13 protein-coding genes and 1 tRNA gene are annotated in these 13,682 nt (G+C 38.8%); all 14 read right to left on the reverse strand.

Features of this window, described 5'->3' with window-relative positions:
* Positions 1–13: 13 nt before the first annotated feature.
* Entirely contained in the window at positions 14–610 is a 597-nt protein-coding gene (locus HNR63_RS05890) for a ribonuclease H1 domain-containing protein (protein ID WP_181520119.1), read from the reverse strand.
* A 72-nt stretch (positions 611–682) separates the two neighbouring features.
* Positions 683–775 (reverse strand) — tRNA-Ser (locus tag HNR63_RS05895).
* A gap of 51 nt (positions 776–826) precedes the next feature.
* Complete coding sequence (locus HNR63_RS05900; RefSeq protein WP_181520120.1) at positions 827–1,786, reverse strand: MBL fold metallo-hydrolase; 960 nt, start codon at positions 1,784–1,786, stop codon at positions 827–829.
* Positions 1,787–1,788: 2 nt separating this feature from the next.
* Positions 1,789–2,421: an NUDIX hydrolase gene (locus HNR63_RS05905; protein ID WP_181520121.1), complete on the reverse strand. Its 633-nt coding sequence runs from the start codon at positions 2,419–2,421 to the stop codon at positions 1,789–1,791.
* A complete protein-coding gene (locus tag HNR63_RS05910) occupies positions 2,421–3,401 on the reverse strand; it encodes an ABC transporter permease (RefSeq protein WP_043968102.1) in 981 nt (326 codons plus the stop codon). The genes HNR63_RS05905 and HNR63_RS05910 overlap by 1 nt, the downstream gene beginning before the upstream one ends.
* On the reverse strand, positions 3,394–4,305 hold the full coding sequence (locus HNR63_RS05915; RefSeq protein WP_181520122.1) for an ABC transporter ATP-binding protein: 912 nt from the start codon (positions 4,303–4,305) through the stop codon (positions 3,394–3,396). The genes HNR63_RS05910 and HNR63_RS05915 overlap by 8 nt, the downstream gene beginning before the upstream one ends.
* Positions 4,305–5,099 carry an SGNH/GDSL hydrolase family protein gene (locus tag HNR63_RS05920; RefSeq protein WP_181520123.1) on the reverse strand — a complete coding sequence of 265 codons (795 nt, stop codon included), beginning with the start codon at positions 5,097–5,099 and terminating at the stop codon, positions 4,305–4,307. Before HNR63_RS05920 ends, HNR63_RS05915 begins: the two co-directional genes overlap by 1 nt.
* 99 nt (positions 5,100–5,198) lie before the next feature.
* Positions 5,199–6,560, reverse strand: a complete 1,362-nt coding sequence (gene glnA, locus HNR63_RS05925; RefSeq protein WP_181520124.1) for a type I glutamate--ammonia ligase — start codon at positions 6,558–6,560, stop codon at positions 5,199–5,201.
* A gap of 283 nt (positions 6,561–6,843) precedes the next feature.
* Complete coding sequence (locus tag HNR63_RS05930; RefSeq protein ID WP_003398700.1) at positions 6,844–7,044, reverse strand: cold-shock protein; 201 nt, start codon at positions 7,042–7,044, stop codon at positions 6,844–6,846.
* Between the two features lie 190 nt (positions 7,045–7,234).
* A complete protein-coding gene (locus HNR63_RS05935; protein WP_181520125.1) occupies positions 7,235–7,795 on the reverse strand; it encodes a thioredoxin family protein in 561 nt (186 codons plus the stop codon).
* An 82-nt stretch (positions 7,796–7,877) separates the two neighbouring features.
* Positions 7,878–10,343 (reverse strand): U32 family peptidase, encoded by a 2,466-nt coding sequence (locus tag HNR63_RS05940; RefSeq protein ID WP_181520126.1) that lies wholly within the window; start codon positions 10,341–10,343, stop codon positions 7,878–7,880.
* A gap of 99 nt (positions 10,344–10,442) precedes the next feature.
* Complete coding sequence (locus HNR63_RS05945) at positions 10,443–12,350, reverse strand: DUF6449 domain-containing protein (protein ID WP_181520127.1); 1,908 nt, start codon at positions 12,348–12,350, stop codon at positions 10,443–10,445.
* The gene (locus tag HNR63_RS05950; protein WP_181520128.1) at positions 12,325–13,224 is read right to left on the reverse strand and encodes an ABC transporter ATP-binding protein; all 900 of its coding nucleotides are present in this window, start codon (positions 13,222–13,224) and stop codon (positions 12,325–12,327) included. Before HNR63_RS05950 ends, HNR63_RS05945 begins: the two co-directional genes overlap by 26 nt.
* Entirely contained in the window at positions 13,211–13,606 is a 396-nt protein-coding gene (locus HNR63_RS05955; RefSeq protein WP_021094050.1) for a GntR family transcriptional regulator, read from the reverse strand. Before HNR63_RS05955 ends, HNR63_RS05950 begins: the two co-directional genes overlap by 14 nt.
* Positions 13,607–13,682: the final 76 nt, after the last annotated feature.

Genomic DNA, 13,682 nt, shown 5'->3' on the forward strand with positions numbered 1-13,682 from the left:
CATCCCTCTCCTTTCACTTTCGTCCGAAATCTGCTTTAATTTCTCCCCATTGCTCGGTTTCCCATTTCATAATTTCATTTGTATAATGGTGCGTGCGCAACCACGCTTCAGCACGTTCAACAAGTTGCCAGACACGTTCTGTTTCAGCGTTGCGAATGAGCGTTGTATTCGCTTTTTTTCCTTTTACCCATTTGATAGCTGTTGCCGAATCAGAATAAATCGGCAAACTTTTGTTTTGTTGTTGTAACCATGCTAATGCGTGGACAATGGCTAAAAATTCCCCAATGTTATTTGTTCCGATCATCGGCCCAACATGAAACAACTCTTTCCCTGTTCTCGTATGTACTCCTCGATACTCCATCCATCCTGGATTTCCGCTACATGCTGCATCTACGCAAATGCTTTCCTCTACATAGTTTGTTGCATGCGCTTTATTTTTTTTTGTTCGGTTTACAAACGGACCAGACGCAAATGCTTGTTCTGCTTCTTCTTTCGATGGAAATGAGCGATATTTCGCCCCCGGAACGCCAATGACGTAAGGTTTACACTCGTCCCAAGAAGAAAAAATGCCTGTTTTCGCCCCTTCCCAAACGACATAATATTTTTTCAAATTGTCACATCCTCGCAATTGAAATAAAGAAACAAAGTTGAAGATCACAAAGAAGGAATAAAAGAGGAGATATGGCGGAGGAGGGGGGATTCGAACCCCCGCGGGCTTTGACACCCCTATCGGTTTTCGAGACCGACCCCTTCAGCCGGACTTGGGTACTCCTCCGTATGAGTGGGGTGCCAAAGAAATTATAGCGAAAACATGATTTGTCGTCAATTACCTTTTTTGTTTCTCCATATAGTCAACAAGACCCAGTGCACACACTTGTAAATCGAGCTGAAGTATTTTATATACATCCGCATCATCAGGTACTTGCTTTTTGCGCAAAAATGTTTGGATAATATGAAATAAACGATTGGAAACATCCTCTGTTTTTTCTGTAAAAGATTGATTGACTTGTTCATTTACGATATCATGACTGACTTGTACAAAGAGTGGCAGCCAGTAATGAAGCTGATCCCAAACCGCTTGCGTATGTGTTGACATACCAAAATGGCCAAAATATATACGATCTGGACGTAGCGTCATAAATCTTTCAATCGATGTGCGCATCGTTTCGGGATCAAATTGATTTGGCGATGTAGACGGCAAGTATAACTCAACACCGTACGAAAGCAATTGAGGGTAAAAGACACCGGCTGTATCACCTGTAAAAATGCCGTTACTTTTTTGATCATAAATAGAGAAATGGTGATTCGCATGCCCCGGTGTATGAAGAAACGTTAGTGTACGATTTTTTCCGATTTGTAACGTTTCCCCATCTTCTTTTACAATTAATCGCTCTTCAGGAATTGGAACAATCGGATCAAATAAAGCGTCAAACGATTGGCCATAAACGGCTTTTGCCCCTTCGATGAGACGAGACGGGTCAGCTAAATGGCGCATGCCTTTTGGATGAACGAATACGCGAGCATTTGGACAATGTTGTAGTAACATCCCCGCCCCACCAGCATGATCTAAATGGATATGTGTAACGATAATGTTTTTTACGTCGTGTAAATCAATAGAGAGCGCTTCCAGTCCTTTAAGTAAATGTGGGATAGAAGGGCTCGCACTTGTTTCGATAATCGTCACTTCTTCTTCATGAAAAACGTACGCTCCTGTTCGCTGGGCAGTTTGTAGATCATATAAATCAATAAGTGAAATGCCAAATCCTAAATCAACAGGTTGTCCCATACTTATTCTCCCCTCATCTGTTCAATAAGTCTAGCGAAATGATACACAATTTTTGCGGTTAATCCCCAAATGACTTTGTCTTTGTAGTAATAAAAATATTCTTCGATTTGCCTTGGTCGCCAATTATACTGTCTTCCTCCAGGAATATCGTCAAATGGGAAATCGTCTTCAGGTTTTGGTTCGAATTGAACCCGATATATTTGTGGTTTCGTTTCAATAAAAAAAGATAACGGGACAGTGAACACGTCTTCCACTTCTTTTTCGTTTATTTGCATCTGTTCAATGTCAACAAATGCAACAAACGGATAAATGACCATGCCAAATGGTGAAAGCATATAATCAAGTGGAACGACATGTGTAATATGTTCTCTTTCAATTCCCAACTCTTCACATGTTTCTCGAATGGCTGTTTCTTGTGGACTTTGATCACACGCATCCATTTTTCCACCTGGAAAACAAATTTCACCGGGCTGTCGACGTAATTGAAATGAACGCACTTCAAATAAGACAAATGTATCATCGTGTTGACGGATGAGTGGAAGAAGAACAGCATATGTAGCGAATTTGTCGAAATCCATAATCGTTGGTGTTCGTCGTCTTAATTCATCCATGACCGTATAAATCTTTTTTTTCATTAGTAAACATCCCTTTTCGTAAATACATAAAAAGAAACGATCAGTGCACCAAGCGCCCAAACGGCGAGCACAGTCATTGAAAAGGAAAGTGTCATCCCATCAATCGGTGGCGCTGTTCCACTAATGTAACTTGTGAGTCGTAAATTTACCATAAATAAATATTTCGCGGACTCCCACGATGATACCATGCTTGATAAAATCGCACCTGAAATAAGAGCAGCAAGCATAATACCCATTACTGCCGCTGTACTACGTATTAATACGGATAACATAAACGTAAGCGTACCGACGACGAGCGAAACAAAAAAAGCGAGCCCGAATTCAATAAGCAAGTATTTCCATTGCGGAATAAGATGAACAGCTGTTGTATTTAGTTCTTCACCTTGAACCGAAAATCCTGTTAAAAGCGGCAAATTCCATCCACCATATCCAAATACAATGCCAGAGATAGCGTATGATAATAGAGCGACAGAAAATACGATAAACGACGTAGACAAAATCATCGCTATATATTTACTCATTAAAACTTTCCATCGTTTTACAGGACGTGTCAACAACAGCTTGATTGTTCCTCCGCTCGCCTCTGACGAAACGAGATCAGCTGCAATGACCATAACAAGAAGCGGCAAAAATAACTCAATGGAGTTTTCAATAAACATGCGCATAAATGTTGGAGCGCCGGGTGCCATCGGATTAATATCGTTGTCTAAATAATATTGTTGTTGCTGTAAACGGATTTTCAGAAACTTTTTCCATTCCTCAGAAATGCCTGTTGAGTTTAAGCGATTTTGTGTGTCGATGATTTGTTGTTGTAGCTGTGTGCGCCAATCTGTCGTTCCGATCCGTTCTCGAATTGTTTCGATTTGTTTAAATTGTGCGTATGTAAATAAGCTAACGAGAACAGCAACGATCGCTGCGATAATAAACAGTCGTTTTTTACGAACAATTTTTAACATTTCATTGTATACAAGATTAATCAATCGTTTCCCCTCCTGTTAATTCAATAAATAAGTCTTCTAGTGTTGGAAGTTTGCGTTCAATTCCACTGACATATACCCCTGCTTCAATTAAACGAGCATTGCAACGCGCAATCGTTTCGTTTGATTCATAGAATGTCACGAGCGCTCCATCTTTTTCACCGAGCAAAGTCGTTTCATTTTGTAGTATTTGTTTGGCTGTATCTATCGGATCAACGCTCCAATATGTCCGAGCTTGTTCTTGTAGTAAATGTTCGACCGTATCAATGCGAATAATCTGACCTTTCGACATAATCGCCACACGATCGCACATAAGTTGTATTTCACTCAATAAATGTGATGAGACGAGCACACTTAACTGTTCTTTTTCAGCAAGCGAGCGAATAAACTGTCTCATTTCACGAATGCCGACAGGATCTAAGCCGTTTGTAGGTTCGTCTAAAATAAGCACCGTCGGTTTTCCAAGTAACGCTTGCGCAATTCCGAGGCGTTGACGCATGCCAAGCGAATACGTGCGGACAAGATCATGGATCCGATTTTGTAGACCGACGAGTTCAACCACTTCTTGAATGCGATGAGCTGTAATTCCTGGAACCATCCGTGCAAAATGCTCAAGATTTTCCCAACCGCTTAAATATGGGTAAAGTTCAGGGTTTTCAACAATACAGCCTATATGTTGGATCGCCTTTGTAAATTGTTTTTGTAAATCATATCCGCAAATTGAAATCTTTCCAGATGTCGGTCGAATTAACCCGACGAGCATGCGAATAGTCGTTGTCTTTCCTGCACCATTTGGACCTAAGAAGCCGAACACTTCTCCTTTTCTTAACGAAAACGAAAGCCCTTTAATAATTTCTTTTTTTCCAATTGTTTTTCGTACATGTTGTACAACTAACGTTTCTTCCATTATTTTTCCCCTTTCGTTAACGTAATAAGTGAGGCAACACGTTCACCAATTCGTTTATATCCTTCTTTATTAGGATGGAATTTATCTGTATATAAATAGTCGTTTACTTGTAGTTCAAACAAATCATATGTCGGAACACAAATGATGAATTGATAGTCCGCTGCTACTTCAGATGCCACATAATTCCAACTGCGTACAACGGCAGATGTTTCTTTCCCATTATCTAAATCATTAAACGGATTATATAAAGCAATGTAAAATACGGGTGCTTCGTTATTTACTGTGCGAACAAGCTGAAAAATTGTACGTAGCTGTTGGGCAAATTTCTCTTTTTCTTTTTCTATTTGCGTAGTGGATAAGTCTCTCAATGCTTCGCCACCGCGAAATAAGTCGTTTCCTCCAATCGTCATTAAAATGATGTCGGCTTCTTTTAATTGACGTTGCACTTCTTTTTGTTTGAGTTGGCCAATCAATTGTGCAGATCGTTGTCCTTTAATAGCTAAATTGGTAAATTGAACGTGTTGGCTTGTTTTCTTTTTCAGTTCATCTACGACATAGCCAACGTACCCTTTCCCCGTCTCATCCCCCGTTCCGCGCGTTAATGAATCACCAAGCGCAATAATGGAAAGTGAACCACTTTTCTCCATACTTAAAGTTGTTGGTTTTTGCTCTTGTTTTACTGAGGAAGCCTTGTAAAAAAATTGGTCTTGAATAGTGACGATTAAGCCGATAGCCCATAGCAATGTTGTCGCAGCACAAATCGCCACAATCATCCCGATGATTCGTTTAGACACATTACCACCCTTTCGTTATGTTCTATGTATCATCATAAACGATTTGCTGTTCAAACACATAATGAAAACATGCAAAAAAGCGAGCACAATCGCTCGCTTTTAAAATTTTGCTTGATAATGTTCAATTTCCCAAGCATGAACAGCTGTTCGATAGCTATCCCATTCGTTCTTTTTCATTGCGATATATTCGTTAAATACATGGTCACCTAATGTATGACGTCCAATCGTTCCATTTTCTAATTCTTCAATCGCTTTCCCTAAACTACCTGGAAGGTTTTCGATACGAAGCTCTTTACGACGTTCATTCGTCATATGGAAAATATCTTCGTCGATTGGTGCTGGGCAAGTGAACTCTTTTTCTACTCCATCAAGCCCTGCCTCAGCGATAACTGCAAACGCTAAATACGGATTGGCAGATGGATCTGGACAACGAAGCTCAACGCGTGTTGCTAATCCTCGTTTTGCAGGGATGCGAATTAATGCGGAGCGGTTTGATGCCGACCACGCAATATAACAAGGCGCTTCATATCCTGGGACGAGACGTTTATACGAGTTTACTAATGGATTCGTAATGGCTGCGAAACTTTTTACGTTGTGCAATAAACCAGCAATAAATTGATATGCCGTTTCAGATAATTGATTGTCATCCGCTGGATCAAAAAACGCATTTTCTCCATCTTTAAATAGCGAAATGTTTACGTGCATACCTGAACCGTTAATACCAAAAATCGGTTTTGGCATAAATGTGGCATGCAATCCGTATTTTTTAGCAATCGTTTTTACAACCCATTTATATGTTGTTGCATTGTCAGCGGAACTAAGCGCATCCGCATATTTAAAGTTAATTTCATGTTGACCTTCAGCCACTTCATGATGCGAAGCCTCAATCGTAAATCCCATTGCTTTTAATGCACGATAAATGTCTAAGCGAACTCGTTCACCGAGATCTTTTGGTGATGGCTCAAAATAGCCACCGTTATCTTGTGGTATTGTTGTCGGATTCCCATTTTCATCTGTTTTAAACAAGAAAAACTCTAATTCAGGGCCAACGGAGATCGTATATCCTTTTTGTTTCGCTCGTTCAACTGTTTTTTTCAATACGTTACGTGGATCGCCATCAAATAACGTTCCGTCTGGATTCATCACAGAGCAAAGAAAACGTGCTTCTGCATACCCCTCTTCTACTGTCCATGGTAGTACTGCAAATGTTTGTAAATCAGGAAGTAAATATAAGTCTGAGCGATTGATTGGCGAAAAACCTTTGATAGAAGATCCATCAAACATTATTTTCCCTTCTACTACATCATCTAGTTGTTCCGCTGTCACTGTGACGTGCTTTAAAACACCTTCAATATCAACAAATTGTAAATGTAATAGTTCCACATGTTTTTGTTTAATGATTTCTTTAATTTGTTCAAGCGTCGAAGTGTTTGTTTGTTCAGAGACGAGCAGTTCACTCATGTCACATTACCTCACATTCTTATGTATAGTTTTATAACATGAGTTTATTATATGGAATCATTCATCATTTTTCAATAGTTTTTTATCAAATTTTCTGTATTTTTATTTTAAAAAAAACACACTCTTGATATGAGCGTGTTGAACAAACAAAAACGACGGAAACCCTACCTCTCTTCCGTCCTTGCAGCTCCGAAGCTGCGCCAGTGAGAATTTGTTTCGTTGCATATAAAAAGCATATAAAAACGGGATCTCACGAAAAGCGAGATCCCGTACGTTTGACTATTTATGCTTTTTGGACGTTTGCCGCTTGCGGCCCACGGTTGCCATTCACGATGTCAAATGTTACTTTTTCGCCTTCTTCCAACGTTTTGAATCCAGTACCTTGGATCGCTGTGAAGTGAACGAATACGTCTGTACCTCCGTCCGTCTCAATGAATCCAAAACCTTTTTCTGCGTTAAACCATTTTACTTTACCTGTGTTCATGTGAAATTCCTCCAAAACAATTTTAAAAATTGACCACCGTTTCATTACTCATAAAACAAAAGCTACACTTTCGTCAAGTCCTTATAAGATGAACCTGACAAAGGTGCAGCTTATAACGATCATTGATATAACGAACGAAATGGTACTTCTTAAGTATATAGGCTTGAAATAAAAATGTCAAATGTTTTTTTTATTTTTCTTTCCATTTGATGCTGCAACCGATGCTTGGCTTCTGTTCTTTCGGAACAGGTTTCCCTGATAGCAATGCATCTAAAGCTGTACGAATAGAAGATCCAGTCACTGGGATTCCGTTACTTGGGCGTGAATCATCGAGTTGACCACGGTAAACACATTGTAATTCACCGTTGAATATGTAAAAGTCTGGCGTGCATGCAGCTTGATATGCTTTTGCTACTTCCTGTGTTTCGTCAAATAAGTATGGAAAGGGATATCCAAGTTGTTCAGCTACCTCTTTCATTTTTTCTGGCGAATCATCTGGATATTTTTCCACATCATTTGAATTAATGGCAATAAATGAAATCCCTTTTGGTTGATAATCGTTGGCGAGACGGACAAGCTCCTCTTGAACATGTTTAACAAATGGGCAATGATTGCAAATGAACATGATTACTGTTGCAATATCCGATTTGACGTCTTCTAACCGAACGATTTGTCCGTTGATCACGTTGACAAGTTCAAACGATGGAGCTTTTTCGCCTAGTGGAAACATATTTGATTCAACAGCTGGCATATAAATCACCCTTTCTTTTTTCGTTCATTTACTATTATAGCAAAATGTACAAATAACAAAAAATAAGCGAGCCTGAGCCCGCTTATTTTTTGATTAGTTGTCCTCGTGTCACGCCGAGTTGATTAATGGCTTTTAACGTACGCCATACGCTTGTTCCGCTCCGTTTGCCTTCGAGCGCTTCGCGATATAATGTGATGACTTCTTCTACTTTTTTTGCTGACTCTTCCAAAAACTCGACACGATACGAGCGAACACCAAGGGATAAAAAGTGTGGAATATATTCTGCCCCAGATTGTTCAATGGCATTGTACACTGTATTTCGGCAGCCGATATCCACACGAACAGGATGAAGCATGCCAATACGGTCACGCAACGATACACGATGTTTTTCACATGGTCGTCCGCAGTTCGTAAAATCGGTTCCTTCACTTAAAAATGTACAGTATACACAATGTTCAGTGTGAAACATCGGTAAATGTTGATGAATAACCATTTCGATATGTTCTGTTGGTGCTGCTTCAAGTAAATCAATCATTTGTTGAATATTTAAATCGTATGAAGGAGTAATCCGATCGAGCCCTCGAGATAAAAACAACTGTGCAGCCAGATGGTTTGAGATGTTAAGCGAAAAATCTCCAATTAACGTTTGTTCTATTGATTGATTCGTATAATACTGCACCGCTCCTAAACTACGAACTAAAATGGCATCTGGTTCAGCTTTTAAAATTCCTCTTAAAATTCCATTTTCCCCAGGCATATGAATGCGCGGGGTAGCTAAAGCGATCGGCTTACTCGTTGCTCGTGCGATCTGCACAGCTTTCGGATAATCGGTTGTAAATTCGAAATCGGCATACACCATGTCTACATCTGTATGACATGCCGCTTCAACTTGTTCGAGCGTACGACAAAGCGCCATTAAAGAAGGGTTCTCTGCTCGTTGTTTTTGTCGGTAAGAAGATGTTAAATCAACGGCTTGCTTGATGTATAGGCGCGGACGTTGTCGTTTTTCAATAAGCTGTTCAACGGCTTGTCTTCTTATTCGGTTTAATTCTTTAACCGGAAGAATAACATCACCTGTGATATGCATATAAACGTCTTGTAATTCAAAAATCGTTCCACCTAATCTCCCGAATTGCTCTTTTATAAAATCTAATGTGAGCGGCCGTTTTTGTGCAACATCTAACATTTGCTCAGATTGAACGATTACTTCATTGCCTGTCGTTTCATCACGCCATGTTGAAATGAGCGGTTTTCCTGCTTCACCGTACACATGCACAGTTAGCGGAAACAACTGATATGGTCGCTCGGTTTCAAATGTTTTACGCAAACGACGATCAAGCTCTTGGTCGCTCGTTTTCCAAATGCGATCCCCTACACGCACGCGCGTTAAATTGACGTCATGTCGGCCAGGGACAATTTCAACAAGACCTTTTTCCACTTCCCCTTCGACTTTTTTTCCGTGTTTTCGTAAATCGTACACGCGTCCGCCTTCTTCTTTTTCTTCTGGGCGGCCTGCATCAAATACGATGCCATCCCCACGTTTTAACGGGGCTTGCAGTTCACATAAAACCCCGTCTTTTAATACTTTTTTGACTGTTCCAAGAAATACACCACGGCTTTTCGGAAACGTTCCATCAACAAGCTGTTTGTTGTTCGTTCCTTTTAAAAAGCCATGTGTAAATCCTCGACTAAAGCTTTGTTGTAGTTCACGTATTTCCTCCGTTGAAGGAGTATAATGGCGTCCTGCTAAATATTCATCAATAGCTTTTCGGTATTTACTGACAACATTTGCTACATATTCTGGTGACTTTAATCGCCCTTCGATTTTAAACGTGCTTACCCCTGCTTCGATAAGTTCCGGAACGAGATCAAGAGCAGCTAAATCTTTTGGTGAAAGTAAATAAGCAACGTTTCCCATTTCTTTTTGCTCGCCATCAACGATTAAATCATATGGAAGACGACAAGCTTGGGCGCATTCTCCACGATTGGCTGAACGCCCACCCCACATTTCTGACGTCAAACATTGCCCAGAATACGATACACAAAGTGCTCCGTGAACAAATACTTCTAAAGGAACGTTCGTTTTCTCAGCAATTTTTTGAATGTGTGTTAAATTATTTTCGCGACCAAGTACAATGACTTCTAAGTGGTAAGGATTTAGAAATTCAACAGCTTCTGGAGATGTAACAGTCATTTGTGTTGATCCGTGAATCGGAAAATCAGGTGACAAATCGCGGATGAGTTTAACAAGTCCTAAATCTTGGACGATCAGTGCATCTACTCCTGCATCTATACATACTTCAACGAGCCGCTTTGCTTCTTCTAGCTCATTTTCAAACACTAAAATATTAAAAGTAACATATCCACGCACATTGTATTTATGCAAATAAGCCATCACATCTTTTAATTCTTCCATACGAAAGTTTTTCGCCCGTACACGTGCATTATATTTATCAACACCAAAATAAACTGCGTCTGCTCCATTGGCAACAGCAGCACGAAGACAATCCCAATCTCCCGCTGGCGCTAACAGTTCAATTTTTCTCACAGCTAGTCAACCTCTCTATTTTTTATCATGAACAACAATATATTACCGAATATCCCCCTCGTTTGCCAACAAAGAAAAAGACCTGAACGTGCAGGTCTTTTAATGAACAAATGGAGGAACAAAATGTTTTGAAAATGACTGAATGTCAATACGGCCATTTTTATAGTAAATACCTAAAATATAATCTTCTTCTCCCCGAGCAGCCATTTGTAAACATTGTTCAATTTTCACTTTATCATGAACGACCATTTTTGCTTTTTCTCGCTCAATCATTTCAGGTGTCCAGTCATACCATGGAACTTGTTTTGTATTTTTAATAATTTTGATTTCAGCAATATCATCAGCTGTCACTCTCGCTTGTTGTAATAAACCACGATCTTGTAGCCATTGTTCAACGAGATGGTACGATTTTCTCCACTCTATTCCTTGTTCTTCGTATTTTTCATACAAAATGCTAATTGTACCCCAACTGCGATTTATTGTTGTTTCATCAAACGTTTCGTGTAAAAGTTGTTGTTGTAAGACTGCTAAAAATGATTCAATATCAGCACGATCTTGCAAGCGAACGATTTTATCTTCTGAACCAATCCTGATTTGTAAAACGTCTTTAAAATTCGTCTTACGTAAAATCGGATAATGATTCTTTTTGAACTCAATGGAATTAAAAATCGGCTTATAAAATTGATTGTATAAATTCGTTGGAACTGTATATTCGCGAACGATTCGTTCTCCATTTTTTAAGTCATAGCCGATAACAACGTTCCGTCTATCGTTGACTGGATATGTTCGTTGTTCAATAAGGTGTTGATGAAATAAATAAATATTTCTAATATTTTCCTTCTCGTAGTAAAAGGCATTTTCCTCGTCTATTTCATCGTTTTCAAAAAAGTATATGTGGTCACCGAAATATGCTCGTTCAATTTCGTTTAATGACGGTTGGTACGTCTTATACCCAAATACATCAAATGTAAATAATAAACCAACGATACTCATAAATACCACATATCCCACGTATTCTTTCCAACGACTAAATACACGCCACGTTTTTGCTAAAATCATGCGGGCGATGATGTAACCAAATAATGATGAAGATACGTATCCAAAAATCACCCAACTCATCTTTTGCTGCATCTGTCCAAAATATGCTCCACCGACAAGCATGACACAAAACGTGAAACCGTATGTAAATACTGGGCGGAGTGGGCGGAAGACAATCGCATCTGTTGCCATTTCAATATGTCGTTTTTTGTACAACCATATACTAAGTCCATAAAACATAAAAGTCAGCACAGTATATATCAATATTTCGAGCGGTTGGATTTGTTTTGTCGACCAATTTAGTGCCTGAATAAAAGGAACTATTTCATTCAAGCTAGAAGATAAATAATATTCGTATGCAAAGCCGTACAAAAAATATTTCAAATTAAATATAAGTAGAATAAATATTCCAGCAGGGAAGAAAAAGAGAATGTAAGCGAACATGCCTTGCAAAATGGACATGCCAGTAAGCATCCCAACAAACACGGCTCCAGAAAATAATAATAAATTCATTGAAACGGTACTAACAAACCAAATAGCTACATGTTTAAATGAATATAAAGAAATCGGAAGGAATGGCTTCATCATGATTAAACATACTGCAATGACTGCGACGGGTACGATTAAAATAATCATTCCAACAACAGTATGTTGAAGAAATAGCACCTCCCGTTTAATTGGTAGACTATGCATGTAGTCAGCCGATAGCTTCACTTGCATATAACGAAATAAAAAAATAGCGAGCAAAATGGGAAGTGTGAACATAAGCGAAAACTGAATGACACTTCCAATATCAAATATGCGCCCTGTTTGATGATGCATAAGCCAATCTTTGTTTTCGCTCATCATAAAAATATGAATAGGCAAAGCAAAAAGTAAACCGATGAAATAAATAAGCGAGACCCAACCGACGTTGCGAACAATTTGAGTAAATATTCCACGATTAAACAAGAATGTTTTCAATGGCATATCCTTGCTCCCCCATTTCATAAATAAATATTTCTTCTAACGTTAGTGGTAATAAATCAAACAAAATTGGCTCATGTTTCTGAATATGTGCAATGATTTGTTCTTCTTCCCCACGAACGATACAAAGTAAAACGCTACCACGTTGTTCTTGGTAAACGACATCTATATGTTGTAGAAAAGAAGAAGGAATTTGTCCTTGGAACGCTACCTGCACTTTATGAATGTTTGTTTTCAAGTTATCTAGCTCTTTTTCAATGATGAGCGAACCGTGGTGTAACATGCCAATACGGTCACATAAATCTTCTACTTCAAATAAGTTGTGCGAAGAAATAACAACGGTCATTTCCCTTTCCGCTACGTCCTGAAATAAAATGTTTTTCACTTTTTGTCTCATGACAGCATCTAGTCCATCAAGTGGCTCGTCTAAAATAAGCACATCGGGCATAGTAGAAAATGCTAACCAAAATGCAACTTGTCGCTGCATTCCTTTTGACATACGATGAATTTTTTTATTTACGTCAATTGGGAATAGTTCTTGCATGTTGCGGAAACGTTCTTCGCTCCATTTTGGATATATATGACGATAAAAGTCAGCCATTTGTCGAATTGTTGTATGTGGGAAGAAATAGAGTGCATCAGGTAAAAAAATGATTCGTTCTTTTTGCTTGATGTTTTCGAAAATTGGCTCACCATCAATAGTAATCGTTCCTTTGTCTTGTTTATAAATACCTGCAATCATTTTCATCAGCGTTGTTTTTCCAGCGCCATTTGATCCAAGTAACCCATAGATCGACCCTTTTGTGACGGAAAATGTTACATCTTTAATCGCCTCTAATTCTCCAAATCGCTTGCTTACATGATTAATTTGAATCAAGTTCCTCTCCTCCTCGCATCGCACGTTCTGCGCGTTCAACAATCGAAAAAATTTGCTCTTTTTTTACCCCGATATAAAATGCTTCTTGACATAGTTTGAATATACTTTCTTCTAGCTGTTTTACTTTTTCATCGTAAATCGCCTCTTTTTTATTAGCAACAAAACTCCCTTTCCCGGGAATAGAGTAAATGTACCCTTCTCTTTCTAATTCTCGATATGCTTTTTGAATCGTATTTGGATTAATGGTTAACTGTTTAGCGAGCAAACGAACAGATGGTAGTTGCTCATTCGGTTTCAGAACATCGTGAATAATCATTTCTTTCATTTTTTCTATAAGCTGTTCATAAATCGGTTTTCGGCTTCGTAAATCAAGATCAAACATATCGTCCCCCCTTTCTTTTCCGTACTAACCGTAATAAGTGTATTATATTAAATAATACGGTTGTTGTAAATAGTTT

Source organism: Anoxybacillus ayderensis (genome assembly GCF_013761015.1).
In the GTDB taxonomy this organism is placed as follows: Bacteria; Bacillota; Bacilli; order Bacillales; family Anoxybacillaceae; genus Anoxybacillus; species Anoxybacillus ayderensis.